At 72.1% G+C, this 25,677-nt stretch carries 21 protein-coding genes; 9 read left to right on the top strand and 12 right to left on the bottom strand.

Annotated features, from left to right (window positions below):
- Window positions 1–37: 37 nt before the first annotated feature.
- Window positions 38–892 carry a GNAT family N-acetyltransferase gene (locus AB0H75_RS01200; RefSeq protein ID WP_367788040.1) on the top strand — a complete coding sequence of 285 codons (855 nt, stop codon included), beginning with the start codon at window positions 38–40 and terminating at the stop codon, window positions 890–892.
- Here AB0H75_RS01200 and AB0H75_RS01195 read toward each other — a convergent pair.
- From AB0H75_RS01195 to AB0H75_RS01170, 6 genes are all read right to left on the bottom strand, one after another.
- Window positions 889–2,007 (bottom strand): NAD(P)/FAD-dependent oxidoreductase, encoded by a 1,119-nt coding sequence (locus AB0H75_RS01195; protein ID WP_367788038.1) that lies wholly within the window; start codon window positions 2,005–2,007, stop codon window positions 889–891. The genes AB0H75_RS01200 and AB0H75_RS01195 overlap by 4 nt on opposite strands.
- A gap of 73 nt (window positions 2,008–2,080) precedes the next feature.
- Window positions 2,081–2,980 (bottom strand): RNA polymerase sigma-70 factor, encoded by a 900-nt coding sequence (locus AB0H75_RS01190; protein WP_367788036.1) that lies wholly within the window; start codon window positions 2,978–2,980, stop codon window positions 2,081–2,083.
- A 10-nt stretch (window positions 2,981–2,990) separates the two neighbouring features.
- The gene (locus AB0H75_RS01185; protein WP_367788034.1) at window positions 2,991–3,611 is read right to left on the bottom strand and encodes a TetR/AcrR family transcriptional regulator; all 621 of its coding nucleotides are present in this window, start codon (window positions 3,609–3,611) and stop codon (window positions 2,991–2,993) included.
- Between the two features lie 36 nt (window positions 3,612–3,647).
- A complete protein-coding gene (locus tag AB0H75_RS01180) occupies window positions 3,648–4,652 on the bottom strand; it encodes a LacI family DNA-binding transcriptional regulator (RefSeq protein ID WP_367788032.1) in 1,005 nt (334 codons plus the stop codon).
- Complete coding sequence (locus AB0H75_RS01175; RefSeq protein ID WP_367788030.1) at window positions 4,649–7,477, bottom strand: glycoside hydrolase family 3 C-terminal domain-containing protein; 2,829 nt, start codon at window positions 7,475–7,477, stop codon at window positions 4,649–4,651. The genes AB0H75_RS01180 and AB0H75_RS01175 overlap by 4 nt, the downstream gene beginning before the upstream one ends.
- 99 nt (window positions 7,478–7,576) lie before the next feature.
- Window positions 7,577–8,803, bottom strand: coding sequence for an ROK family protein (locus tag AB0H75_RS01170; RefSeq protein ID WP_367788028.1), 1,227 nt, complete (start codon window positions 8,801–8,803; stop codon window positions 7,577–7,579).
- Window positions 8,804–8,987: 184 nt separating this feature from the next.
- Here AB0H75_RS01170 and AB0H75_RS01165 point away from each other — a divergent pair, with 184 nt between their 5' ends.
- From AB0H75_RS01165 to AB0H75_RS01140, 6 genes are all read left to right on the top strand, one after another.
- Window positions 8,988–10,631: an extracellular solute-binding protein gene (locus tag AB0H75_RS01165; protein ID WP_367788026.1), complete on the top strand. Its 1,644-nt coding sequence runs from the start codon at window positions 8,988–8,990 to the stop codon at window positions 10,629–10,631.
- A 53-nt stretch (window positions 10,632–10,684) separates the two neighbouring features.
- Complete coding sequence (locus AB0H75_RS01160; RefSeq protein ID WP_367788024.1) at window positions 10,685–11,656, top strand: ABC transporter permease; 972 nt, start codon at window positions 10,685–10,687, stop codon at window positions 11,654–11,656.
- Complete coding sequence (locus AB0H75_RS01155; RefSeq protein WP_367788022.1) at window positions 11,653–12,579, top strand: carbohydrate ABC transporter permease; 927 nt, start codon at window positions 11,653–11,655, stop codon at window positions 12,577–12,579. Before AB0H75_RS01160 ends, AB0H75_RS01155 begins: the two co-directional genes overlap by 4 nt.
- A 133-nt stretch (window positions 12,580–12,712) precedes the next feature.
- A complete protein-coding gene (locus AB0H75_RS01150; RefSeq protein WP_367788020.1) occupies window positions 12,713–16,174 on the top strand; it encodes a BTAD domain-containing putative transcriptional regulator in 3,462 nt (1,153 codons plus the stop codon).
- Between the two features lie 201 nt (window positions 16,175–16,375).
- A complete protein-coding gene (locus AB0H75_RS01145; RefSeq protein ID WP_367788018.1) occupies window positions 16,376–16,738 on the top strand; it encodes a hypothetical protein in 363 nt (120 codons plus the stop codon).
- 62 nt (window positions 16,739–16,800) lie between these two features.
- Entirely contained in the window at window positions 16,801–17,379 is a 579-nt protein-coding gene (locus tag AB0H75_RS01140) for a DsbA family protein (protein WP_367788016.1), read from the top strand.
- Between the two features lie 28 nt (window positions 17,380–17,407).
- Here the strand turns inward: AB0H75_RS01140 and AB0H75_RS01135 are convergent, their stop codons facing one another.
- The 5 genes from AB0H75_RS01135 to AB0H75_RS01115 form a co-directional block, all read right to left on the bottom strand.
- A complete protein-coding gene (locus AB0H75_RS01135; RefSeq protein ID WP_367788014.1) occupies window positions 17,408–17,893 on the bottom strand; it encodes a CAP domain-containing protein in 486 nt (161 codons plus the stop codon).
- 103 nt (window positions 17,894–17,996) lie between these two features.
- Window positions 17,997–18,494, bottom strand: a complete 498-nt coding sequence (locus AB0H75_RS01130; RefSeq protein ID WP_367788012.1) for a CAP family protein — start codon at window positions 18,492–18,494, stop codon at window positions 17,997–17,999.
- 99 nt (window positions 18,495–18,593) lie between these two features.
- On the bottom strand, window positions 18,594–19,070 hold the full coding sequence (locus tag AB0H75_RS01125; RefSeq protein ID WP_367788010.1) for a hypothetical protein: 477 nt from the start codon (window positions 19,068–19,070) through the stop codon (window positions 18,594–18,596).
- Window positions 19,067–20,347, bottom strand: coding sequence for a DUF3696 domain-containing protein (locus AB0H75_RS01120; protein WP_367788008.1), 1,281 nt, complete (start codon window positions 20,345–20,347; stop codon window positions 19,067–19,069). The genes AB0H75_RS01125 and AB0H75_RS01120 overlap by 4 nt, the downstream gene beginning before the upstream one ends.
- Before the next feature lie 427 nt (window positions 20,348–20,774).
- On the bottom strand, window positions 20,775–23,423 hold the full coding sequence (locus tag AB0H75_RS01115) for a cellulose binding domain-containing protein (protein WP_367788006.1): 2,649 nt from the start codon (window positions 23,421–23,423) through the stop codon (window positions 20,775–20,777).
- A 186-nt stretch (window positions 23,424–23,609) separates the two neighbouring features.
- On the opposite strand from AB0H75_RS01115, the gene AB0H75_RS01110 reads away from it, so the two are divergent.
- Both AB0H75_RS01110 and AB0H75_RS01105 read left to right on the top strand, forming a co-directional pair.
- Complete coding sequence (locus AB0H75_RS01110; RefSeq protein ID WP_367788004.1) at window positions 23,610–24,377, top strand: SDR family NAD(P)-dependent oxidoreductase; 768 nt, start codon at window positions 23,610–23,612, stop codon at window positions 24,375–24,377.
- The gene (locus AB0H75_RS01105) at window positions 24,374–25,144 is read left to right on the top strand and encodes a glycoside hydrolase family 16 protein (protein ID WP_367788002.1); all 771 of its coding nucleotides are present in this window, start codon (window positions 24,374–24,376) and stop codon (window positions 25,142–25,144) included. Before AB0H75_RS01110 ends, AB0H75_RS01105 begins: the two co-directional genes overlap by 4 nt.
- Here the strand turns inward: AB0H75_RS01105 and AB0H75_RS01100 are convergent.
- On the bottom strand, window positions 25,086–25,592 hold the full coding sequence (locus tag AB0H75_RS01100) for a hypothetical protein (RefSeq protein ID WP_367788000.1): 507 nt from the start codon (window positions 25,590–25,592) through the stop codon (window positions 25,086–25,088). The two genes, AB0H75_RS01105 and AB0H75_RS01100, sit on opposite strands and share 59 nt — an antisense overlap.
- Window positions 25,593–25,677: the final 85 nt, after the last annotated feature.

Genomic DNA, 25,677 nt, shown 5'->3' with positions numbered 1-25,677 from the left:
GCGTTCTTGTCGTACCCGCCTGCTTGGATGCGGGGTCATGGCGGAGCTCATCGCGCATCTCCTCGACGACATCCGGGCCGAGAGCGGGCGGTTGCTGGTGTCGGACGTGGGGGCCTACGACGAAGGCGACACGCTGCCCTGGGACCAGGAGTGGCCGTCCGTAGAGGTGAACGACGACTTCGCTGCGGGCGACAACGGTTTCGTCCTGGAGACCGACCGCTGGGCGACGGCCGCGCGGGCGGGTGGCCGGTGCGGGTCTCCTGCCTGTTGCTGGAGAACGACCGGCGGCCGGAGTTCCCGCGCGACGCGGTGCGGGGGCACCTGTTCAGGCTGCGGTTCTGGCGTGCGTAGGATCGGCCGGGTGATCTACCTGGCGCGGGGCGGCCGTGTCGGCCTCCGTTACCTCACGATGGCCGACGCGGCCGAGATCCTGGCGCTCAACGCCGAGAGCCGTGACCTGCACCGCCCGTGGCTGCCCGGCGAGCCCGTCACCACGCCCGAGGCGTTCGAGGCGTATCTCGGCCGCTTCGACGGCTCCGCACACGAGGGTTTCGTGATCTGCCGCCTCGACACCGGGCGGATCGCCGGCCGGGTCAACATCAACAACATCGTCCGCGGCACCCACCAGGCCGGGATGATCAGTTACGCCGCCTACGCCTCCACCGCGGGCCGCGGCTACATGACCGAGGGCCTGCGGCTGCTCGTCCCCTTCGCCTTCGGCGAGCTGGAGCTGCACCGGCTGGAGGCCAACATCCAGCCGGGCAACACCGCCTCGCTCCGGCTGGTCGAGCGGGTGGGGTTCCGGCGCGAGGGTTACTCGCCGCACTTCCAGTTCATCGACGGCGCCTGGCGCGACCACGAGCGGTGGGCCATCACCGCCGAGATGGTCTAGAAGTACGGCCCGGGGTGCCGCATCGACCAGATCGTGCTGCGCACGATGCTCTCCTTCACCAGGGCGGCGGCCCGCCCGGTGATCACCCTCTCGCGCGGCCGGTCGTCCGGGTGCGTGGGCTGGACGAGGCCGTCGCGGCGGCCGAGGCTGACGCACTGCAGCATGTACTTCAGCCGGGCCGGCTCCAGTTCGCGGCCGGTGACCAGGCGGGCGGCGGCGTCGCCCGCGTACTGGCCCATCGGGACGGCGTTCTGGCAGGACATCCGGTGCGGGCGCCGGCCGGCCACGTCGGCGGCGGCCGCGTCGCCGATCGCGAGCACCTCCGGGTGCGACACCGAGCGCAGCCGGTCGTCCACCACGACGCGCCCGTCCGCGCCGGTGGACAGCCCGGCCGCGGCGGCCAGGGGCGGGACGCGGAAGCCGCCCGTCCACACCACGGTGCCGGCGGGCACCTCGGCGCCGCCGTCCAGCAGCAGGCCGTCGGGGCCGACCTTGTCGACCGGCGTGCGCTCGCGCACCCGCACCCCGAGGCGGTCCAGCGCCCGGAGGACGTAGCGGCGGCCGGGCTCGGACAGCCCCTCGCCGACCAGGCCGGCGCAGAACAGCTCGAAACGCAGCGCCGGGTAGGCGGCGGCCAGCTCGGTGGCGGCCTCCACGGCGGTCAGCCCGCCGCCGACGAGGGCCACGGAGCCGGTCGTGCCGGCCAGGCGCGCCCGCAGCCGCTCGGCCTCCCCGGCGGTGGCCAGGGTGTAGGCGTGCTCGCGGGCTCCGGGCAGCACGTCGAGGTCGGCGGCGCTGCCGAGGGCGTACACGAGCACGTCGTAGCCCAGCTCGTACGGCGGCCCGTCCAGCGTCACCGTCCTGGCCCGCGGGTCGAGGCCGGTGACGCGGGCGACCACCAGCTCGACACCGGTGCCGTCGAGCAGCCGGGCCAGCGGCAGGTCGGCGGCCGGCTGCCCGGCGGCGAGCTGGTGCAGCCGGATCCGCTCCACGAACCGGTCGGCCGCGTTGACCAGGGTCACCTTCGCGTCGGCGCGACCCAGTCGGCGGGCGGCGCGCTTGGCGGCGCCGAGACCCGCGTAGCCGGCGCCCAGCACCACGATGTGGTTCGTCATGGTTCCTCCTGTCGAGTCCACAGATGAACTGGACAGGCCGGCGTTCCGTGACGGATCCGCGGTGTGATGCTCCTCACATGTCGAGCTGCCCGGTGGCGTAGGCCAGCTTGCCGGGGTTGACCTGGACCCGGATGGTGGTGACGCGGCCGTCGGCCACCTCCGCGGTCATGACCCCGAACAGCTCGCCGGTGGCCGCCCACCGCACCAGCACGGCGAACTCGCCGTTGACCTCCGCGACCTCGAACGACGCCTCGGCGCTCTCGGGCCGGCGGTAGAGGCCGCGCAGGTAGCGGGCCACCTGGACGCGGCCGAGCACGGGCTTGCGGACCGCCGACACGACGCCGCCGCCGTCCGCCCAGGCCACGGCGTCCTCGGCGAGCATCCGCTCCAGCCCGGCCAGGTCGCCCTCGGCGGCCGCCGCCAGGAACCCGCGCACGATGCGGCGGCGCTGCTCCTCGTCGCTGTCGAACCGCTTGCGCGGCTCGCCGACGTGCGCCCTGGCCCGGCGGTGGAGCTGGCGCGAGTGCGCCTCCTCGATGCCGAGCACGCCGGCGATCTCCGCGTGGCTGTGCCCGAACGCCTCCCGCAGCACGAACACCGCCCGCTCCATCGGGCTGAGCCGCTCCAGCAGCACCAGCACGCCCAGGGAGACGGACTCACGCTGCTCGACGGTCTCCAGCGGGCCGAGCGCGCCGCCCCCGGTGAGCACCGGCTCCGGCAGCCACGGGCCCACGTAGCTCTCCCGCCGGGCCCGCGCGGAGGTGAGGTGGGTGAGGCACAGGTTGGTGACCACCTTCGTCAGCCACGCCGAGGGCTCCTCGACGGTGTCGGCGGCCCGGTTCCAGCGCAGGTAAGCCTCCTGCACCATGTCCTCGGCCTCGGCGGCCGAGCCGAGCAGCCGGTAGGCCAGCCCGAACAACCGCCACCGCTGCTCCTCGAACGCCGTCGTCCGCAGGTCCGTCAGGGATTCCACGCCCTCGATGCTAGGCCACGTCTCCTGGACGCGCCCGGGTGGCCAGGTCGAACGTGGTGACCAGCTCCCGCGCGTACGCCTCCAGGTCCAGCTCGGGACGGGTCCGCAGCAGCAGCGGCAGCGCGTCCATGCTGCGCTGGATCACCGAGGCCATGACGAAGGGGTCGAACGCGCGGAACTCGCCCCGCTCCTGGCCCTCGCGCAGGATGGCCTCCAGGTGGCCGAGCGCGTCGCGGTCGTCCTCGGGGCCGTAGGAGCTGAGGTCGCCCTGGGGGTGCAGGAAGATCTCCATGAGCGCCCTCATCCGGTCGCGGTGCGCGGCGGTGAAGCCGACCAGCCCGGTGATGTAGGCCCGCAGCCGGCCGCGGGCGTCGCCGGCCCGGCTCACCTGCTCGGCCATGTGCCGCCCGAGCTGGTCGAGCACCTCCGCCAGCACGGCCGCCATCAGCTCGTCCTTGCCGGCGAAGTGGTAGGAGATGAGCCGCGTGCTGCTCAGCCCTGCCCGCTCGGCGATCCTGGCGAAGCTGGTCTGGTTGTAGCCGAGCTCGGCGATCGTGTCGATGGTGGCGGCGACGATCTGCGCCCGCCGGGCGGCTCCCGTGAACGTGTGGCCGCCGGGTTTTACTTGCATGAGTAATTCGTACCACCCGCCGGGCGGCCGGCGCGCTCACGTGCTGCTGCGGACGGCCAGCAGCGGGGCGAGCAACGTCGAGTCGGGCACGGCACGGCCCTCCAGCTTGTCCATGACCAGCCGCACCGCCTCCCGGCCCACCTCCTCGGCCGGGATCAGCACCGAGGTCAGGGGCGGGCTGGCCCGCTCGGCCACGTCGTCGGGGCAGATCGCCACCACCGCCATGTCCTGCGGCACCCGCCGGCCGAGCTGGCGCAGCGCGGCCAGCACGTGGCCGACCGCGGCCTCGTTGTGGACCACCAGCCCGGACAGCCCGGGGTGGTCGAGCAGCAGGTCGCGCACGGTCTCGTAGACCTCGTCGAAGGTCTCCTCGCAGGGCAGCGCCACGCCCTTCAGCCCGTGCTCGGACAGCGCCGCCTCGAACCCGTCGCGGGTGCGGGTGGCGAAGCCGGTGGCCCGGTCGTAGACGACCGAGGGCGCGCCGAGCAGCGCGATCTCCTCGTGGCCGCGTTCGGCCAGGTGCTCCACGCAGCGCGCGCCGGCCGCGTGGAAGTCGAGGTCCACGCAGGTCAGCCCGGCTGGGTGGGCGGGGAAGCCGATGAGCACGCTCGGCTCGGCCAGCTCGCGCAGCAGCGGGACGCGGCGGTCGTCCAGCTCGACGTCCATGAGGACCAGGGCGTCCACCAGCGCGCTGGCGGCCACCCGGCGGATGCCCGCCGTGCCCTCGTCGGCGGTCAGCAGCAGCACGTCGTGGTCGAAGCGGCGGGCGGCGGTCACCACCGCGCTGGCGAAGCGCATGAGCACGGGCACGTGCATGCCGGCCCGCAGCGGCAGCACCAGCGCGATCACGTTCGAGCGCTTGCTGGCCAGGGCTCGGGCGCCGGCGTGGGGGTGGTAGCCGAGCGCGCTGATGCTGGCCAGCACGCGCCTGCGGGTGTCGGCCGAGATCGTGCGCTTGCCGCTGAGCACGTACGACACGGTGCTCACCGCCACGCCCGCGTGCTTGGCGACCTCGGAGATCGTGACGGCGCGCCGGCTCAAGCCCCGGCTCCGTCACGGTCGAGGGCGCGGTCGAGGGCGCGGTCGAGGGCGGGGTCGAGGGCGGGGCCGAGGTCGAGCCGGACCAGGGTCACGCCGTCGTTCTCGAAGACCACGTACACATCGTGCACCCCTTCGGCGGGCGCGCAGGGTGACGTGACGGCGTGATGGTCGTACCGGCCGGTCCGCGGGACGGGGAAGGTCGCCAGGACCTGCCCGTACAGGGGGTCGCCGCGGCGGACGGTGATCACGCCGCCCTCGGCGCTGCCGGCCGTGGCCACGCAGCTCCGCACGCCGGTCAGGTCCACCTGGCGGAACAGCAGCCAGGCGCCCTCGGCGTCGGAGCGCACCGCGTCGCCGTCCTCGCGGCTCTCGTCCACGAACGTGATCGCGTCGTACTCGTCGTGGGCGGCCGCCCGCAGCGTGCCCCGCTGGGGCGGGACGACCTCGCCCTCGACCTCGAAGCGGGCGCTCAGCCGCAGGTCGGTGGCGCTGCGGCCGACCATGAGCTGGTGCGGCGCGCGCTCCACGACGAGCCGGTCCCGCGTCACGTCCCAGAAGGCCAGCTCGGCGACCGGCAGCGCCAGCGTGACGGCGCGGCTCTCGCCGGGCTCCAGCCGGACCTTCTCGAAGCCGCGCAGGCGGCGCAGCGGCTGCTTGACGCGGGAGCGCTGCTGGCGGGTGTAGAACTGCACGACCTCGACGCCGGGCCGGTCGCCGGTGTTGGTCACCGTGACCCGCGCGGTGACCGTGCCGTCCGCGACCGACACCTCCAGACCGGCGTAGTCGAAGGTGGTGTAGCTGAGGCCGTGGCCGAAGGGGTGCAGCGGGGTGCCGCGGAAGTACAGGTACGTGGCGTCGGAGGCGATGATGTCGTAGTCGAGCAGGTCGGGCAGCTCCTGCTCGGAGCGGTACCAGGTCTGGGTGAGGCGGCCCTCGGGGTCGGCGTCGCCGAACAGCACCTCGGCCAGGGCGTGGCCGTACTCCTGGCCGCCGTGCGCGGACCACAACACGGCGGGCACCTCGTCGTCGGTCCAGGTGAGCGGGTAGCCGCTGGTGATGACCATGACGGTGGCCGGGTTGGCCTTGCGGACGGCGGTGACCACGGCGTTCTGGGCGGGGGCGAGGGCCAGCGTCAGGCGGTCCTCGGTCTCGCGGCCGTTGACCAGCGGGTGGTCGCCGACCACGACGACCGCCACGTCGGCCGCGGCGGCCAGGCGGGCGGCCAGCTCGACGCCGCTCCTCAGCACTTCCATCGCCAGCCAGACGGCCTGGTCGGCGTCGTCCACCAGGCGCAGCACGCCGTCGTCGGCCGCGCCGACGTAGCAGCCGGTCGAGATGTGGCGCAGGGCGAGCGTGCCGCGCGGGCGCTCCTCCATGCGGAACGTCTCGCGTACCTCCCAGCCGTTCGGCCCCGGCTGGTCGTTGACCAGCGTGCCGCCGTCCACCGAGACGAACCGGCCGGTGGTGACCGAGCGCAGCGCGTACGCGCCGCCGCCCCAGTCGAACAGGTCGAACGCGCCCGCCTCGGCCGCGCCGGCGCTGAGCGGCCCGCCGCCGGGGTCGGCGCTCACCGGCCCGGCGTCGGCGGTGAACGCCACCCGGTCCACCGCCTCGCAGAAGATCGTCTCGCAGCGCTCGGCCAGCCCGGCTCGGGCGGTGACGGAGTAGGGCAGGGTGCCGCTGTACCAGTCCTCCATGAGCGTGTCGCCGAGCTGGCCGATGACCGCGACCTTCGGCCGCCCGGCCAGCGGCAGCAGGCCGTCGTTCCTCAGCAGCACGATCGAGCGCCGCGCCGCCTCCCTGGCCAGCGCCTGGTGCTCGGGGCAGTTGACCACGCCGTCGGCGATCTCGTCGTACGGCGTCGCCGGGTCGAACTCGCCGAGCCGGAACCTGACCGACAACACGTGCCGCACGGCGGCGTCCACGTCGGCCTCGGCCAGCAGGCCCTGGTCGAGGGCGTCGCGCAGGTGGGCGAGGGTGGCGGCGGAGCGGTCGTCGTCCTGGGTGAAGCTGTCCAGGCCGGCCTTAACGGCGTGCGCGTACGCCTGTGCGGGCGTGTCGTGGTAGCCCTGGGTGCCGGTGAGGTTGCCGGGCGCGTAGGCGTCGCTGACCACCAGCAGGTCGTCCGGCGCCCAGGCGCGCAGGACCTGGTTGATGAGCGGGCTGAGGTGCGCGGGCCGGCCGTTGACCAGGTTGTAGGAGGGCATGACGGCCACGGCGGCGCCCTGCTCGATGGCGGGGCGGAAGGCGGGCAGCTCGTACTCGTGCAGCACGCGGGGCGGCAGGCCGCTGGAGGTCGTGCAGCGGTCGGTCTCGTTGTTGTAGGCCAGGAAGTGCTTGAGCGTGGGGGCGGTCCGCAACCTTTCGGGAGCGCTCCCACACAGGCCGCGCGCGTACGCCGCCCCCATGACGCCGGTCAGCCAGGGGTCCTCGGAGTAGCCCTCCTCGTTGCGCCCCCAGCGGGGGTCGCGCAGCGGGTTGACCACGGGCGCCCACACGTTGAGCCCCGCCCCGGCCGGGTCCTTGCGGTGGAAGGCCACGACCTCCTCGCCGGTGGCCTCGCCGACCCGCCGGACGAGGTCGAGGTCCCAGGTGGAGGCGAGCCCGACGGCCTGCGGGAACACGGTGGCCGGGCCCAGCCACGCCAGGCCGTGCAGCGCCTCGGTGCCGGTGCGGAACGGGCCGAGCCCCAGCCGCTCGACCGGGGCCTGGTACTGGTGCAGCAGGCCGACCTTCTCCGCGAGGGTGAGCCTGCGCACCAGGTCGTCGATCCGGTCGGACAGGGGAGCCGTCGGGTCGCGGAAGGGGGGTTCGTGCATGGTCATCCCTCGAGAGACTGTCGAAGCGCTTCGACGACCGGCCTGGGGAAGTTACGCGGACGTTTCGATGGGTTGACTGAAGGGTGCACGCCCGCGTGACCAAGGTCAAGGGATTCGCGACAATCCTCCGGGCAATCTTCCCGAGTCGACGGAGTCGAGCACCCGCGCCGCGCCTCCCAGCGCGGCCGCGTCCTGGCCCAGCGTCGAGGCCACGACCTGGCAGCCGCCCGCCTCCGGGGCCAGCACCCGGTCGCCCAGCTCGGCGTGGACGGCCGGCAGCAGCCAGGGCGCGAGCGGGACGTAGTAGCCGCCGAGGACGATGACCTCGGGATCGAGCAGGTTGGCCAGGACGGACACGCCCCGGCCCAGGCTGCGCCCGGCTCCCTCCAGCATGGCGAGCGTGCCGGGATCGCCGGCGCGGGCCAGCCGCACGACCTCCTCGATCTCGATCTGGATCTCGGCCGGATGGGCCTCGGCGGGCGCGGGGGCCTCGCGCAGCACGGCGCCGATGCCGGCCATCGCCTCCAGGCAGCCGCGCCGGCCGCAGTGGCACGCGGGCCCGTCGGGGTCGAGCTGGACGTGGCCGATCTCGCCGCTGTAGCCGAGCCCGCCCCGGCGCAGGCGGCCGTCGAGGATGATGCCCGCGCCGACGCCGATCTCGCCGGTCAGGTAGACCAGGTCGGCCGCGCCGGCGTGCGCGCCGAAGCGCTGCTCGGCCAGGGCCCCGAGGTTGGCGTCGTTGTCGACCTGGATCGGGAAGCCGGGGTCGCGCAGGGCCTTGGCCAGGTCGCCGCCGAGGTCGGCGTCGCGCCAGCCCAGGTTGGGCGCCAGGCGGACGGTGCCCTGGACGTCGACCAGCCCCGGCACCGCCACGGCGAGGCCGAGCACCTGGCGCTCCTCCTTGGCCATGCGGCCGATCACCCGCCGCACGATCGCGCCGACGTTGGCCACCCCCTGGTTGACCGAGTCGCCGGCCGAGAACGAGCGCCGCCAGGTCAGCAGCCGCTCCCCCGCCAGGTCGGTGGCCACGGCCGAGACGTGGTCGACGTTGATCTCCACTCCGATGGCGGCGTAGGGCGAGCCGTCCAGGACCAGCATCGTGGCGGGCCGGCCCACGCGGTTCTCGGTGAGGCCGGTCTCACGGACCAGGCGGCGGTCGATGAGGTCGGCGACCAGGCTCGACACGGTCGCCTTGTTGAGCCCGGTGGAGGCCGCGATGTCGGCGCGCGAGCAGGGCGCGTGCTCGCGGACGAAACGCAGCACGACCGCGAGGTTGGTGGCCCGTACGTCGGCGAAGTCGGCCGGCTGCGGGCCGGTCGTAGAAGTGATCAATATCAGCCCCGTTCCCGCCATGAGATGACCCAAGCATGCCGCATCGTGGGCCTCCTTCACCAACCTGTGACCGCTCCGGTCCCTTGTGGCCGCGCTCACAGTCTACTAATTTGTTTGGTCGGAATACCAACTAACTTTTAGGCTGATTTTCATCGGGCCCTCCCGTCCGTCGAAGGGGCGAGCCATGCCATCCACCCACACCACCCGCCGCGGATTCCTCGGCCTGGTCGGCGCGAGCCTCCTGGTCGCCGGCTGCGCGGAGAAGCAGGCGGTCTCCAGGGGCACCGCCGTGGCGGCCGACAAGCTGAAGAGCCTGGTGCCGACGCGGGTCCCGTTCGAGATCCCCGGGCTCAAGCCCGACCTGCCCGGCAGCGAGTTCGTCGCGCCCGGCTTCCTGACCCGGCCCGCCGACATGGCCCAGGCCGTCACCACCAAGCCGCTGACCAGCGGCAAGGAGGTCACGGCGATGACCCCGCTGTGGGGCACCGTGCCGCCCGGCCTCGGCAGCAACTCCTACTACGACTACGTCAACGAGCGCCTCGGCGGCACCGTCCGCTTCAACATCTCCGACGGCAACACCTACGGGCAGAAGCTCAGCACGCTGCTGGCCAGCGGCGACGTGCCCGAGATGGTGTGCGTGCCGCAGTGGGAGCTGATCAAGCTCGCGCACTTCACCGAGGCCGCCAACAAGCTCTTCGCCGACCTGTCGCCCTACCTGTCCGGGGACAAGGCCAAGGAGTTCCCGCTCCTCGCCAACTACGACACCGCCGCCTGGCAGTACAGCGTCTTCGGCGGCGTCCTGCAGGGCATCCCGTGGCAGAACGACCCGTTCCCGTTCGCCACCTTCGTCCGCCAGGACATCCTGGAGGAGCTGGGCCTCCAGCAGCCCAGGAGCGGCGACGACCTGCTCGCGCTCGGCAAGGCCATCACCGACGCGAAGAAGAAGCGCTGGGCCTTCGGCGGCGGCATGGAGCAGGAGATGCAGCGGGCCTTCGGCGCGCCGCGCGAGTGGCGCAAGAAGGCCGACGGCACCCTGGAGTACAAGTACGAGACCGAGGAGTGGGCCGCCTCGATCGAGTTCATGACCAAGCTCTTCGCCGGCGGCTGGGTCCACCCCGACATCGTGGCCAACAAGGACGCCGACAACAAAGGCATCTTCGGCAGCGGCCAGATGATCATCTACCGGGACGGCCTCGGCGCCTGGCACGAGAACATGGGCCGCTTCCAGGCCGACAACCCCAAGTTCGACCAGCAGATCGTCGCCCCCTACCCGGCCACGCCCGGCGGCCGGACCATCATGTGGCGCAACGAGCCCGCCAGCATGTTCGCCTTCATCAAGAAGGGCCTCGGCGACGCCCGCACCCGCGAGCTGCTGGCCCTGGCCAACTGGACCTCCGCGCCGTTCGGCACGCAGGAGTACGAGCTGGTCTTCAACGGCGTCGAGGGCAAGCACTACACGGTCGAGAACGGCAAGATCAAGCAGACCGCGCTCGGCCGCAAGGAGGTCGCGCCCACGTACATGTTCCTGTCCGGCCGGCCCAGCGCCAACGAGAAGAGCCAGTACGAGGGCCTGGTCCAGTCCCTGTACGACTGGGAGACGCAGGCCGCCAAGCTGCTGGAGAACGACCCGTTCGTCGGCATCCGCGTCGAGACGCCGTCCAAGATGGCGGGCCTGGTCACCCCGACCGAGGACAAGATGCAGGAGATCTTCCGCGGCAAGCGCCCGCTGTCGGAATGGCCGAAGATCGTCAAGGAGTGGCAGGACCAGGGCGGCAACGAGGCACGCGAGTTCTACATGAAGGTCGCGCGCGAGAACGGCCGCCTGTGACCGGCACGACCGTGAAAGGCTCGATGTGAAAGGCTCGACGTGAAAGGCCCGACATGGGAGTCGTGACGGCCAAGCGCCCGCTCAAGGCGCGGGAGCCGAGCCTGCCGCAGAAGATCACCTGGCAGGCCAAGCTGCGCCGGGACTGGCCGCTGCTCCTCATGAACCTGCCGATGCTGCTGCTCGTGCTCGCCTTCTGGTGGATCCCGGCACTCGGCAACATCATCGCCTTCCAGGACTACAACCCCTACACCGGCGGCATCCTGGAAAGCCCGATCATCGGCTTCACCAACTTCGCGCTGCTCTTCCAGGACCCCCAGTTCCTGCGCGCGATGCTCAACACGCTGTCGATCACCGCCTTCCAGCTCGTCTTCTACTTCCCCGTGCCGATCATGCTGGCGCTGCTGCTGCACAGCATCGTCTCGGCGCGGCTGCGGGCCTTCGTGCAGGGCGTGGTCTACATGCCGTACTTCTTCTCCTGGGTGCTGGTCGTGGCCGTCTTCCAGCAGATGTTCGGCGGGGCCGGGCTGCTGGCCCAGCTCCTGCGCGAGCGCGGCCACGAAGGCGTGGACTGGATGACGAACTCCGACACGTTCATCCTGCTCATCACCACCCAGACCATCTGGAAGGACGCCGGCTGGGGCGCGATCATCTTCCTGGCCGCGCTGAGCACCATCGACCCCAACCTGTACGAGGCCGCCGCCGTGGACGGGGCCCGCAGGTGGCGGCGCATGTGGCACATCACGCTGCCCGGCCTGCGCCCGGTGATCGTGCTGCTGCTGATCCTGCGCCTCGGGGACGCGCTCAACGTCGGCTTCGAGCAGTTCATGCTGCAACGCAGCGCGGTCGGCAGCCAGGCGTCCGAGGTGTTCGACACGTTCGTGTACTGGTCCGGGCTGCGTACCGGGGACCTGGGGTACGGGGCGGCGGCCGGGCTCTTCAAGGGGCTCGTCGGGCTGCTGCTGATCCTGGCGGCCAACCGGGTGGCGCACGCGTTCGGCGAGCGAGGGGTGTACTCACGATCATGACCGCACTGACGTCCCGGCCACGGCGGCCGGCCCGGCCGGCCCGGCTGGCCCCCTGGGAGGAACGGCCCTCCCCCGCCGGGCAGCTCGGCAAGGGCACGCTGGTGACGCTGATCGTCCTGGCCGTGCTCGGCCCCCTCTACACGATCGTCCTGACCAGCCTCAGCTCGGCCGCCACCGTCAACCGGGCAGGCGGCCTGGTGCTGGTGCCGGACGGGATCACGTTCGACGCCTACCGCCAGATCTTCTCCGACACCGTGGTCAGCCGCGCCGTGCTCGTCAGCACCGGGGTGACCCTCGTCGGGACGCTGGTCAGCACCGGGGTGAGCGTGCTGGGGGCGTACTCGCTGTCGCGGCCCGGCTCGTTCCTGCACCGCCCGCTGCTGTTCGGCATCCTGCTGATGTTCGTCTTCTTCCCCGGCATCATCCCCGTGTACCTGATGGTGAGCGGGCTGGGGCTGAAGGACAGCTACTGGTCGCTGATCCTGCCGACGGCGGTGTCGGCGTTCAACGTGGTGGTGCTGAGGTCGTTCTTCATGAACATCCCCGGCGAGGTCCTGGACAGCGCCCGCATCGACGGGGCGAGCGAGTTCCGCATCCTGTGGCGGATCGTGCTGCCGATGTCGAGGGCGGTGACGGCGGTGGTCGCGATGTTCTACGCGGTGGGCTACTGGAACGCCTGGTTCAACGCGATGCTCTACATCGACGACACCCGGAAGTGGCCGCTGGCGCTGATCCTGCGGCAGTACGTCGTGGACTCCAACCCGCTGCCGGCGGCGACGGCCGGCGTGACCGGGGACGCGCCGCCGACGCTGGCCATCAAGATGGCGATCGTGGTGATCGCGGTGGTGCCCGCCCTGATCCTCTACCCCTTCGTCCAGCGGCACTTCACCAAGGGCGTGATCGTCGGCGCCATCAAGGGCTGAGGACGGGAGGCCAGAGCGGAGCCGGGTGGGCGGCGGGCCGGGGTTCAGTCGGTGGGGTCCCAGGTGGGGGCCAGGTCCCTGGCTATCCGGATGTCGTCGTTGCTGGTGCCCGCGGGTCGCGCGCGGCTCCGTGGTGTCCGCCGAGACCCTGATCGACGACCTGTACGGCGACGCCGCCCCGCCCGGCGCCCTGCCGACGCTCCACTCGTTCATCTCGCACCTGCGCCGTGCCATCGAGCCGGGCAGGGGCCGGCGCGGCGAGGCCAAGCTGCTGATCGCCCGGCCGCCCGGCTACCTGCTGGCCGCCCCGTCCGTGGACGCCGGCCGGTTCGCCGAGCTGGTCGGCCTGGCCGAGCGGTCCGCGCCGGAGGCGGCCCTGGCCGCGCTGGAGGAGGCCCTGGGCCTGTGGCGCGGCTCGCCGTACGAGGAGTTCGGCGACCGGCCGTGGGCGGTGACCGAGGTGAGCCGCCTGCGCGAGCTGCGGCTGGTGGCCGTGGAGCGGCGGGCCCGCGCCCTGCTCGACCTGGGCCGGCTCCAGCCCGTCATCACCGAGCTGGAGGGCGAGGCGGCGGCCGAGCCGCTGCGCGAGCGCCTGTGGTGCCTGCTCGCGCTGGCCCTGTACCGCACGGGCCGCCAGGCGGACGCGCTGGCCACGCTGCGCAGGGCGGGCCGGCTGCTGGCCGACGAGCTCGGCCTGGACCCGGGGCCCGAGCTGCGCGCGCTGGAACGGGACATCCTGCGCCAGGCCGGCTCCCTGGAGCCGGCCGGCGATACGGCGGCGCTGTTGAGGAGCACGCCGGGCGTGCCCGAGCCGGTGCCCCGGTTGTACGGCCGGGACGAGCAGCTCGCGGCGCTGCTGGAGCTGCCCGGCCGGGCCGGGCGGGCCGGACCGGCCGGCGGCCTGGTGGTGGCCTCGGTCGGCGGTGAGCGCGGGATCGGCAAGACCCGCCTGCTGGAGGCGTTCGCCGGGCACTGCGCGGACCGGCTCGGGCAGCCCGTCCTGTGGGGGCGTTGCCACGACGGCGACGGCCCGCCCCCGCTGTGGCCCTGGACGCAGGTCTTCCAGGAGCTCGCCCGGCACTGCCCGCCGCCCGCCGCGCTGGCCGGGCCGCTCGGGAGCGGCGGCCCCGGCCCCCGCTTGCGCCAGGAGCTCGCCGGATGGTTGGTGGGCGCGTCGCGCGAGCGCCCGCTCGTCATCGTCCTGGACGGCTTCCAGCAGGCCGATCGGGCCTCGCTCGACCTGCTGGCCGCTCTCGTCCCGCTGCTGCGGGGCGGCGCCGTCACGCTGGTGGTGGCGTCCAGGAGCGGGACGGACGACCTGCTGGTCCCGCTGGTCCCCTACGACCTGACCCGGGTACACCTGACCGGCCTCGGCCCCGCCGCCGTGCGGGAGCTCGCGGCGGACCTGGGGGTGCGGCTCGGCGAGCAGGCGGCGGCGCGGATGGCCGACCGCACCGGGGGGAACCCGTTCTGCCTGCGCGAGACCCTGCGGCTGTTCGACGCGGGCGCGGACGCGGTCGCGGATTCGGACGCGATCGCGGATTCGGGCGCGGGCGCGGGCGCGGGCACGGATTCGGACGCGGGCGCGGGCGCGGTCGCGGTGCCCCGGTCGGTGATCGAGCTGGTGCGGAACCGGATGAACGCGCGCGGCGAGCTGGGCCGCGCGCTGACCGTGGCGGCGGTGGTCGGCCGCGAGTTCGACCCGGCGGTCGTGGGCGACGTGCTCGGGCCGCACGCCTACGACCTGCTCGACCAGGCGGTCGGCCTGGGCCTGGTGCAGGTCAGGCGAGGACGGCTGGCGTTCGGGCACGGCCTGGTGCGCGAGGCGCTGCTGCAGGACCTGCCGCCGCTGCGCCGGGCCGCCGTCCACCGGGACGTGGCCGCCGCCCTGGCCGCCCGGCCCGGGACGGACGTGGCGGTGCTCGCCCACCACGCCGTGCGGGCGGGGCCGGCGGCGTACGGGGAGGCCGTCCGCTGGTCGCTCGCCGCGGCCGGTCAGGCCGAGCTGCGCCAGGCGTACACCGAGGCGGCCACCTGGCTCGGGCACGCCGTCGCCGCGCACGACGCCTCGGGCGGCGACCCGGCCGAGCACGTCGAGCTGCTGCTGCGCTGGGTCGGCGCGCTGCTGCGGGCCGGCGACCCGGCCGGGGCCCGCCGGGCCAGGGCGGAGGTCGTCCGCATCGCCGACCGCGCCACCGGCCCCGTCGCCGTCGCCGGCCTCGGCGCGGGTGGTGTCGCGGGCGGTGTCGCGGGCGGTGTCGCGGGCGGTGTCGTCCCCGTCGCAGCTCCCCTCGCAAGCGGTGCCGCCGGTCCCGTCGCAAGGCGGGACGGCGGGGTGGGGCTGCTGGTGCGGGCGCTCACCGCGTTCGACGTGCCCGCGCTGGAGCCGCTGCGCGATCCGTACGAGGAGGTGGACCTGCCGCTGGTGCGTCGCTTCGAGAGCGTGCTCGGCGAGTTGTCCGGCGCCGACGGCCCCGAACGCGTGTTGCTCCTGGCCGGGCTCGCCGGGGAGCTGGACGACGCGGCGGCCCGCGACGCGCTGTCCGCCGAGGCCGTGGCGCTGGCCCGCCGCCTGGGCCGGCCCGAGCTGCTGCGGCGCGCGCTCAACGCCCGCCACCTGGCCCTCCCGCAGCCGTCGCGCCTGCCCGAGCGGGCCCGGATCGGCGAGGAGCTGCGCGGCTCGTCCGCGGGCGAGCCCGGTTACGAGCTGCTGGCCGCCATGATGGACACCCATCACCTGCTGGCGGCGTTCGACGTGGCCGGCGCCGACGCGGCCGCCGCCCGCTGCGACGCCCTGCTCGCCCGCCACCCGCTGCCGTGGCCGCGCTTCCAGCACACCCTGTGGCGCGCGGGCAGGCTGGTGCTCGACGGCCGTTTCACCGAGGCCGCCGCCCGCTACGACGACGCCGCCGAGCAGGCCGCGCGCCTCGGGGCGTGGCATGCCGGGGCCGCCGTCGCCGCCGGCCGCCTCGCCCTGGCCTACCACCAGGACACGATGGCCGAGGCCGGCCCGCTCATCGAGACGATCAGGAACGCCCACCCCACGCTGCACCACGACGCGCGCACCCTATGGCTGCGCGCACGGGGCCACACCTCCAGTAGCGGGCCAGGGGGCGGCACCGGGGGTGGGCTCGGCACCGGCGGCGGGCCGACGGGCCGCACCGGTGGCGGATCCGGGGGTGGCGCCGGGGGCGGACCGTCGGGCGGTGCCGGTGGCGGACCAAGGGGTGGCGGGCCGGTGGGTGGTGCCGGGGGCGGGCCGGTGGGTGGTGGCGGGCGGCTGCCGCTCGACTCGTCCTGGCCGGCCGCCGTGTGCCTGCGGGCCGCCGCCGCGGCGGCGCTCGGCCGCGCGGACGACTGCCGTTCCCTGTACGGGACGCTGCTGCCCTACGCCGGGCGGATCTGCGGGCCGCCGGCGCCGCTGTGCCTGGGTCCCGTGGACTGGTACCTGGCGCTGCTGGCCTCGGCGACCGGCCAGGCGGAGGCCGCCGCCGGGCACCTGGCCGCGCTGCGGCGGCTGGCCGGCGCGAACAGGCTGACCTGGTGGCACGCCCGCGCGTCCGACCGGCCCGGACTCCGGCTGCTCGCCCGGTAGCCCGGCGGCCCGGTAGCCCGGTAGCCCCATAGCCCGGCACCCAGGCACCCAGGCACCCCGGCGCCCCGGCACCCCGGCACCCCGGCGCCCCGGCGGCCCCGGTGGGGATGTCGCGTGCGCGGTTCGCGTGCCATGATCGGAGCAGCGGGCGGGCCGGTGGCCGGTGAGCGGGACCGTATGCCCCTTCCCCGAGGAGGACGCGTGACAGCGGCACGAGTGCTCGTGATCGGTCTCGACCCCGCCGCGCTCGACGGCTGGGATCCTGAGCCGGTCCAGGCGGCCATCGCCCGTGGCAGGGCCCGCTTCGAGGAGCAGGGCGTGGCGGCCGACTGGTGCCTGGTGGCCCCCGGCGGCGATCCCGACAAGGCGGTCGTCGAGGCGCTGACCCGCGAGGAGCACGCCTGCGTGGTGATCGGCGGCGGGCTGCGCAAGGACGAGGCGCTGCTGGAGCTGTTCGAGAGGGTGGTCAACCTGGTGCGGCGGCACGCGCCCGGCGCCGCCATCGCCTTCAACACCACCCCCGAGGACTGCCTCGACGCGGCGCGGCGGTGGCTGGGGCGGTAGCGGTGCCCAGGTTTGACCGTTTCTAGAGCGAGCCGTCCTTTCCCCTGGGTAGGGGTCGAGCCATGAGCATGCCGGCGCATCAGCCGCGGCCGCCCGCCCAGGTGCCGGTCGGGGCCTCGGACCGGGCGGACGGGATCGTCATGGGCCACGGGCCCGTCACCGTGGACGCCTACCTCGACTTCATGTGCCCGTACTGCAGGATGTTCGAGCAGTCGTCGGGGCCGGTGCTGGACCGGCTGGTGGCCGACGGGGCGATCAGCCTCGTCCACCACCCGATGGGGTTCCTGGACAACCTGTCCACCACCCGGTACTCCACCCGCGCCGCCGCCTCCTCCGGCTGCGCCGCCGACCAGGGGCGGTTCGCCGAGTACGCGCGTGCCCTGTTCGCCGAGCAGCCGCCGGAGGGCGGGCCCGGGCTCGGCGACGACGAGCTGATCGAGGTGGGCCGCGCGGCCGGGCTGGACGAGCCGGACTTCGGAGCCTGCGTACGCTCGGGCGCCTACCTCGACTGGACCGCGTACGTGACCGAGGCGGCCATCGAGCGCGGCGTCAGCGCGACGCCGACCGTGCTCGTCGCGGGCACGCCGGTGCCGGCGAACCCGCAGACGATCCTCATGGCGGTGCGCTCGGCCCTCGCGTGACCGGCACCGCCCGGTGGAGGCCGGGGGGTCAGGGATGCAGGACGTTCCCGGCGTACCGGCCGGGGACGTTGCCCGGGGGCTCGAAGACGAACACGATGTACGTCTCGTAGAAGATCGGGCCCTGCCCGGCCACGCGGCCGGCGCCGACGTGGGTGGTGTCCTTCCAGACGAGGCGGCTGAAGTCGGCGGTGCGCGCCGGGTCGCCGGGCGGGGCGGCCCAGTCGTAGTGGGCGACCTGGTCGTACCAGGCGATGACGGCTTCGGAGGCGGTGCGCGGCGTGCCTGAGCTGGCGCCCCAGTAGACGCTCTCCCCGGTCCCGTCGCGCCCGGCGTCCGGCGGCCGGTGCTGCGACCAGGACGCCGCCCGGCGCCTCGCGTACGCGACCAGCCGCGGATCCATCGTCAGCCGCGGCGCGTAGTGCTTGGCCCGGTAGGCGTTGGCCTCGCTCAGCGCCTCGGCGAGGAAGGCGAGGTCGGTGGCGTCGGGGAGGGTGGTGCGGGTTCCGGCCAACACGATCACCTCGTTGTGACAGACAGCCGGCTGGCCATCCGATCGTGCGCCGGGCTCGCCGGCCGGTCAACATCGCCCGCCGGAACCCGCCCAGGAGTCCGGCGGATCAGGCGCGCAGGACGTTGTCCGCGTACTGCCCCTCGTAATTGCCAGGCGTCTCGAAGACGAAGACGATGTACGTCTCGTAGGCGCCGCTGGAGCCCCGCCCGGCCACGCGGGCCGCGCCGAGCCTGCTGGACCCCTTCCAGACGAGCTGGCTGAAGTGGCCGGTCTTGGCGAAGTCGCCGGGCGGGTTGTCCCAGTTGTAGTCGGCGATCTCGTTGTACCAGCTCGTCACGGCGTCGGCGGCGGTCTTGGGCTCGCCGGAGCTGGTGCCCCAGAAGATGTTCTCACCCGTCTCGTCGCGCAGGCCGTCGTGCCCGGCGGACAGCTTCTCGTACTCCGACCGGGACGACGCCCGGCTCTTGGCGTACTCGACGAGCTTCGAGTCCAGGGTCAGCGGCGGCGCGTGGTGCTTGGCCCGGTAGGCGTTGGCCTCGCTCAGCGCCTCGGACAGGAAGCTGTCGCTGGTGGCGTCAGGCAGCGGGGGGCGGGTTCCGGCCATCACGATCACCTCATCGTAGAAGGAGCGGGGCCCCTGGAGCGTGCTCCTTCCCCTACCGTGCGTCAACGTCCGGATGCGGCCATCGAGCGGCGGCCCGCGTCAGCCGTTGCAGATTTCTATGACCACGATGTGATTGTGTGTCAGTTCCTGCGCGGCCTGCCGCCAATCCGAGTCGGCGCAGTTGACGATCACGGACTTCCGCTCATCCGCTATGGCTGTCGCCACGAACTTGTGGTCGGACGGGTCAAAGGCTCGTAAGCCGTCGGGGATCTCCTCGTAGGAGCCGTTGCCGTCAGGGGTTATGTGAACCTTCTGGACACAGCGCGGGTCTGCCTGCCGACGGTGCAGGTGAAGGAAGAAGTGGTCGCCGAGCCCGGGCTGCCCCTTGAACGAGCAATATCTCTCGTACTCTTCGAAAATCTGCCCGGAGCTGTCGAGAACGACGACCGCGCGACTCTCGGCGTGCTCCAGGAACTCGATCGCCGAGTTCGCGCAACCGGAGCTCATGTGATCGGCCTTGCCATTGGCGACGATCAGCACATTGGTGTCGATGACGACACGCGACGGATGGTTCAACCGGTTTTCTCGTCAATCGCTCGGGTGCGTGCTGCGCGGTTCATGGCGGCGGCCTCCTCGAACTGGTTACCGAAGAAATCGTCAGGCCAGTTCGTGATGTTACCGAAGGGATCGAGATCGAGTCGATCGATCGTGGATGCCGCGCCATCCGTCTGACAGAAGTAGAGGAGGCAGTCCTCGGGCTCGAGTCTTATCCCTCTGCCGATCTCCCTTTCGGCGATGCGACGTTGCAGGCGCATGAGAAAGTGTTCGGAGTGACTCTCGACGACCACTTGGATGTTGCGGACCTTCGCCGTCTCGATGATCACGTCGGCGAGCCCGCTCTGCACTGCGGGATGCAGATGGATTTCTGGCTGCTCGAGAATTACCGTGGCCCCTTCCGGGGCATAGGCCAGCAGAACCAGTACTGGAAGTATCTGGCTGACACCGAAGCCGACATCCGTGAGAAGAACAGGCGTGCTTCCGGCCGACCGTGTCACCTGAACACGATAGAGAGTCCCCCTGTCGTCGACCGATTCCACCGCGAACGAATGAATCAGTCCGAGTTCTTTGAGCCAGGAGGCCACGTGTTCTTCCACGGTGATCAGCCTCGTACGGCGCGGACCGTCTTTTCGCTTGACGAATCCACGTGCGTTGGTCTTCCCGTCGGCCTGCGAGGCGACCAACGCCTCGACCGCGAGTTCACCTCTTCGGCCCACATCAATGGGCCGGCCGCCTGACCAGATGTACTGGCGTTCGGGGTCCTGACGCAAGGGGCCGAGGTAGTAGATCCGACTGCAGAGGTTCTCGAATTGAAGCTCCAGGTCGGACAGGAAGGCGGCATTCTGATAATATGCCCGCACCTGGTCGGGAAAACTGTAGAATTTTCCGGGCGAAGGTAGTGGCCATGGCCTCCCAGGAACGCGCTTGAACGGGTAATCATTGGACTCCAGCGCGTACTCGTCCTTGCCGCTTCTGCTGCGCGTCAACGAGAAGCTCAGATCACCGAGTCCGTACTCGACTCGTTGGACGACCGGGAAGTTTCGTATCTCGCGAACCCGGGTGGACAGACTGAGGTGGTCACTCGCGGCGATCGCGCTTCGCCTCCCGGTCTCCGTGTTCCGAATTTGGAAAGGCTCGTCCTCACACCATCCGATGTCGATCCCGACGGTTCGATCAGCATCGTGCCGAAAGGTGATGTCATTGAATGTCCCCAGGCTCACCAGCGATGCCGGGCCGCCCAGGTCGAAGACGCGGCCCCGATCCGCCGACTCCGCTGTCTGCTTGAGCAGCAGCACGCTTTGCAGAAAGCTTGTCTTTCCGGAGGAGTTACTCCCGAAGAAGGCAGTGATAGGACCGAACTGAATCCTTCCGCTATCCGCCCAAGCCTTGAAGTTCTGCAGCCTGAGATATGTTATCATCGACCTTCGTCTCTCCAGCGACCCACGCCGAGCGCCATAGCATTCCCAGCAGGAACTTTAGTGGTCACGAGCCGGGCAAGTCACCGATCTCGTAAGTACAAGAGGCATTCAAGCCTTGCGTTCGCGACGTTGAGGGCACGTCTTGGGCCGTGAGGCGGCGGGCTTCCTGATCCGGCGCACCCGGCGGCTGGGCGTCCGGGAGAGCGCGAGAGGGCTGGAAGCCCTCTCGCCCGGGGACCGGGGCGGAGCCACGATCCCCGGGGAAGGCGCCCGAGCGGAGCGAGGACCTTTCAGGGGTCGCTCGTCAGGCAGGGGTGCAGGTGAGGGTGGGGGTGGTGGCGGTGCCGGAGCCGTTGAAGCCGAACGACGTGGAGGCGCTCGCCCCCAGGTTGCCGTTGTAGCCGGCGTTCGTCACGGTCACGTTCGCGCCCGACTGGGTGACGGTGCCGTTCCACAGTGAGGTGATCGTCTGGCTGCCTGGCCAGGTCCAGGTGACCTTCCAGCCGGTGATCGCCGTGGCGCCCCGGTTCTGGACGGTCACCTCGGCGCCGAAGCCGCCCGGCCAGCCGTTGCCCTGCTTGTACGTGGCGGTGCAGCCGGTGTCGGTCGTGGGGGTCACGGTGGGAGTCACGGTGGGGGTCACGGTCGCCGTCGCGGTCGGGGTGACGGTGATCGGGGGGCCGGTGCGGTCGCCGTAGAGGATGCCGCGGCCGTTCGTGCCCACGTACACCCGGCCGTACACGCGCGGGTCGCCCGTCAGCGCCTCGCCCATGTTGCCCCACTGGTGCTTGTCGTCGTTGATGCGCAGCCAGCTCGAACCGCCGTCGTCCGAGCGGTACAGGCCGGTCACGCCGTCGATCGTGGCGACCGTGTAGACCGCCATGTACGTCCCGCCGGGCGCGGCCTTGCCGAAGCCGACGTTCACCGACTTGGTGATGCCGTTGACCTTGGTGAAGGAGGCGCCGCTGTTGGTGGAGTGCCACAGGCCGCCGTCGCCGGCCAGCCACAGGTCGCCCTCGACGCCGGGCACCGCCTTGAACTTGCCGCTGGTGGGCAGGCCGCCGGCGGCGGTGGCGGTGAAGGTGGCGCCGCCGTTGACGCTGACGTACAGGCGGCCGCCGCTGAAGCCGTAGAACTTGGCGGCGTTGACGCGGTCGGACTCGACGACGGCGTCCGTCGGCAGACCGGAGGCGGTCTGCCAGGAGTTGCCGTAGCCGACCGAGTAGACCGGCGTGACGCCCTTGGGCGCCCACACGAAGCGGGAGCCGTCGGCGGCGGCGGCGACCGTGCCGCCCTCGTTGACGCCGCCCGGCTCGGTGCCCTGGAACCAGTTCGCGCCGCCGTCGGTGGAGAAGGCGACGTGGCTGTCGTTCGGGCGGTCGGCGTCGGTGAAGTTGCCGGCCCGGACCATGACGGACGGGTTCTTCTCGGCGTAGTCGAGGCTCGTGGTGGAGGTGAACAGCGGCTGGGTGAACATCATCGGCGGGACGGCGTCCAGGTTGGTGTGGCGGAAGCCGGCGATGTCACCGAGGCCGCTGATCAGCGGCGCGCCGCTGGGCGGGCTGATCAGGTCGAGGACGGCGGTCTCCTCCAGGCCCCTGGCCATGGGCTTGATGGTGAACTGGCCGCCCGCGTCCCACTGGGTGAGGTTCTCGGTGCCGTAGACGGTGGCGCCGGTGCCGTACATCATGCGGTTGGAGTCGAACGGGTCGATCTCCAGCGACTCGGTCATCCAGCCGAGCTTGGGCGTGACCTCGGGCGGCTGCGGGTTCGTGCCGAAGGTGAGCCACGGGTTCTCGGTGATGTCCATCTTGTAGCGGAAGCTGCGGTTCGGGTACGAGGTCCAGTCCCAGACCCGCGTCCAGGTGGCGCCGGAGTCGGTCGAGCGGAAGAAGATGACGTCCGGCCACCAGGAGATCTGGGTGGCGACCATGAGCGTGCCGGGCTTCTGCCGGTCGAGGGTCAGGCCGCTGTAGCCGAAGTAGTCGTCGCTGGAGGAGGACGGGATCGGGCTGATCTGGGTCCAGGTGCCGGTGGCGGTGGCGTAGCGCCACACGTCGCCCTTGGCCCCGTCGTACGGGCCGCCGGTGTCGCTGGTGGCCAGGTACAGGTAGCCGTTGACCGTGTCGAGCACGCCCTTGTGGGCGATGTAGCCGGTCGGCTGGCCGGCCAGGCGCGACCAGGTGGCGCCGCCGTCGGTGGTGCGGTAGACGGTGTTCTCCTTGTCGGCGACGCCCACGTAGATGGTCTTGGTGGCGGTGCCGACGCTGGAGGAGCGCTTGTCGTAGGTCACCCAGACCACGCCGGGGCGGTGGCTCAGGTAACCGTTGGCGTCGTTGGGGTCCTGGGCGTAGTTGCCGGGGTTGGGGAAACTGGCGACCTTGGCCCAGGTGGCGCCGTAGTCGGTGCTGCGCCACAGGCCGTTGCCGTTGGGGGCGCCGAAGTAGAGGACGCGGTTGTCGTTGGGGTCCACCGACAGGGCCTCGCCCATGCCGCGGCCGGGCATGTTGCCGCCGAGCTTGAACGGCAGCGGCGTGACCTGCCAGGTGTCGCCCTTGTCGGTGGAGCGCAGGATGGCGCCGTTGTTGGGGTCCCAGGAGTTGGTGTACATGCCGACGGCGGCGTACACGCGGTTGGTCTGCACGGGGTCGGTGGCGAGGCTGATCACGCCGTTGTAGCCCCACTTGTCCCAACCGGCCCAGTCGAGCAGTGGAGTCCAGGACTTGGTGGACTGGTTCCAGCGGTAGGCGCCGCCGATGTCGGTGCGGGCGTAGATGAGGTTGCGCTCGGTCGGGTTGAAGACGATCCCCGGGACGAAGCCGCCGCCGTCGATCCGCACGTTCTTGTACGCGTACGGATCCGAGGCGACCGCCGAGACCGGCGTCATCCTCACCACGGCCACCACCAGCAGGACGGCGGCGGTCGCCAGCAGGGCCAATAATCTCTTTCGCATGCGCGGCTCTTCCTTTCCAAGGCACGCCGGAAGGCGGCCCCAAGGGCTCAGATCACCGCCATGCACGAGCAGAGTGCGAGACCCTGACCGTCATCGCGCCTTCGCGCATGAGCTTCCCCAGAAGGCTCACACATGCCCGCAGCGCAGGTCAATAGTTTGGATACACAACGAATTAAGGGGTGCAGATTGAACTTTCCCGAGTTCCGGGTGGACGGCAAGGTCGCCCTGGTCACGGGCGCCGCGCGCGGGCTGGGTCACGCCATCGCCGTCGCGCTCGCCCACGCCGGCGCGGACGTCGCCCTGGGCCTGCGGGACGCCGCCGAAGACGGCGGGCTCGGCGCCGAGATCGCCGCGCTCGGCCGCCGGGCGCTTCCCCTCCAGATGGACATGACCGCCCCCGGCCAGATCGCCGCGGGCGTGCAGGCCGTCGTGGACCGGTTCGGCCGGATCGACATCCTGGTCAACAACGCGGGCGTCTCCCCCGGCAACCCCGCCGAGGACGTCACCGAGGAGGACTTCGACCGCACCCTGGCCGTCAACCTCAAGGGCACCTTCCTGGCCAGCCAGGCCGCCGGCCGGGCGATGATCCGCCAGGGCTTCGGCCGCATCGTGAACGTCGGCTCCCAGGCGGGCGAGGTCGCCCTGCCCGGCGAGTCCGTCTACTGCATGACCAAGGCCGCCATCGCCCACCTCACCCGCTGCCTGGCGGTCGAGTGGGGCAGGCACGGCATCACGGTCAACAACGTCGCCCCTACCTTCATCCGCACGCCGGGCACCGAGCGGGCGCTGTCGGACCCGGCGTTCGAGGCCGACGTCGTCGAGCGCATCGCGGCGCTGCACCGCATCGGCGAGCCGGTGGACGTGGCGGGCGCCGTGCTGTTCCTGGTCTCCCCCGCCGCGTCCCTGGTCACCGGGCACACGCTGGTCGTGGACGGCGGGTGGACGGTCCGATGACGCGCAGGATCGAGTTCGAGGACACCTTCGGCGGCGACCGCCTCGACGAGACGAAGTGGATCCCGTACTACCTGCCGCAGTGGAGCGGCCGGGAGGCCGCCAGGGCCCGCTACCGGCTGGGCGACGGCCTGCTGCGGCTGCGCATCGAGGAGGACCAGCCGCCGTGGCACCCGGAGGCCGAGGGCGAGCTGCGGGTCTCCTCCCTGCAGACCGGCCTGTACGCGGGCCCGCTCGGCAGCCGGATCGGCCAGCACGGGCGCGGCGGCCTGGTGGTCCGCGAGGAGCAGCCCGCCCAGCGGCTCTACACCCCGCAGTACGGGCGCGTCGAGATGCGCGCCAGGGCCCTCGACGACCCGGACTGCATGGTGGCGCTCTGGCTCATCGGCTACGAGGACGCGCCGGAGCGCTCGGCCGAGATCTGCGTCGCCGAGATCTTCGGCAGGGACGTCGGCCCCGGCCGGGCGCGCGTCGGCATGGGCGTGCACCCCTTCGGCGACCCGTCGATCACCGACGACTTCACCGTGGAGGAGCTGGCGATCGACGCCCGTGAGTTCCACGTGTACGCCGCCGACTGGACGCCGGAGCAGGTGTCCTTCGAGGTGGACGGGCGGCACGTCAGGACCGTGCGCCAGTCGCCGGCGTACCCGATGCAGCTCATGCTCGACATCTACGAGTTCCGGCCGGGCGGGGGCACGTACCCGAAGGAGTTCATCGTGGACTACGTGCGAGGCTACGCGTACGAGCCGCCCGGGGCGAGCGCCCGCTAGCCGCCCAGAGCGCGATCGCGATGTAGAGGACCTGCTCGGGGACGCGCTGCCACAGCGGCGTGGCGGGCTCGCCCCCGAGCGTGACGTCGGTGAGCGCGGCGTGGACGTTGGCCGGCAGCATGGCCACGAACAGCAGCGCCAGGCAGATCCCGGCGGCCCGGCGGGTGCGCTCCAGCACCAGCCCGGCCGCTCCGGCCAGCTCCAGCACGCCGGTCAGGTAGACGACCAGGGCGGGGAACGGGACGAACGGCGGCACCATCGCCACCATGTCGGCATGGTTGGGCATGACCGTCACGGTCTCCGGGACGAAGTGGGCGCTGGCCGTCATGACGAGCATGACGGCCAGCCCGTGTGCGGCGCTGACCCGCCAGGTGGCGAACCGGGCCACGCCCAGCGCTCCCAGCAGCCGGAACGCCAGGGTGGCGACCAGCAGGACGATGACGGTCATGACGACTCCCATTGGATAGTGCCACTATCTGCTTTATAGATAACACTACTATCCAATTGGGTGTTCCGTGGCGGCCACGACCATG

The sequence above is a fragment of the Nonomuraea sp. NPDC050783 genome, assembly GCF_040802095.1.
GTDB lineage: Bacteria > Actinomycetota > Actinomycetes > Streptosporangiales > Streptosporangiaceae > Nonomuraea.
This window is presented reverse-complemented; position numbering and strand designations above follow the sequence as displayed.

Coding starts and splice junctions, on each gene's coding strand:
- AB0H75_RS01155 (WP_367788022.1), top strand. CDS start 11,653: ATGACCGCACTGACGTCCCGGCCACGGCGGCCGGCCCGGCCGGCCCGG.
- AB0H75_RS01175 (WP_367788030.1), bottom strand. CDS start 7,477: ATGACCATGCACGAACCCCCCTTCCGCGACCCGACGGCTCCCCTGTCC.
- AB0H75_RS01165 (WP_367788026.1), top strand. CDS start 8,988: ATGCCATCCACCCACACCACCCGCCGCGGATTCCTCGGCCTGGTCGGC.
- AB0H75_RS01195 (WP_367788038.1), bottom strand. CDS start 2,007: ATGACGAACCACATCGTGGTGCTGGGCGCCGGCTACGCGGGTCTCGGC.
- AB0H75_RS01115 (WP_367788006.1), bottom strand. CDS start 23,423: ATGCGAAAGAGATTATTGGCCCTGCTGGCGACCGCCGCCGTCCTGCTG.
- AB0H75_RS01185 (WP_367788034.1), bottom strand. CDS start 3,611: ATGCAAGTAAAACCCGGCGGCCACACGTTCACGGGAGCCGCCCGGCGG.
- AB0H75_RS01200 (WP_367788040.1), top strand. CDS start 38: ATGGCGGAGCTCATCGCGCATCTCCTCGACGACATCCGGGCCGAGAGC.
- AB0H75_RS01100 (WP_367788000.1), bottom strand. CDS start 25,592: ATGACCGTCATCGTCCTGCTGGTCGCCACCCTGGCGTTCCGGCTGCTG.
- AB0H75_RS01160 (WP_367788024.1), top strand. CDS start 10,685: ATGGGAGTCGTGACGGCCAAGCGCCCGCTCAAGGCGCGGGAGCCGAGC.
- AB0H75_RS01140 (WP_367788016.1), top strand. CDS start 16,801: ATGAGCATGCCGGCGCATCAGCCGCGGCCGCCCGCCCAGGTGCCGGTC.
- AB0H75_RS01105 (WP_367788002.1), top strand. CDS start 24,374: ATGACGCGCAGGATCGAGTTCGAGGACACCTTCGGCGGCGACCGCCTC.
- AB0H75_RS01130 (WP_367788012.1), bottom strand. CDS start 18,494: ATGGCCGGAACCCGCCCCCCGCTGCCTGACGCCACCAGCGACAGCTTC.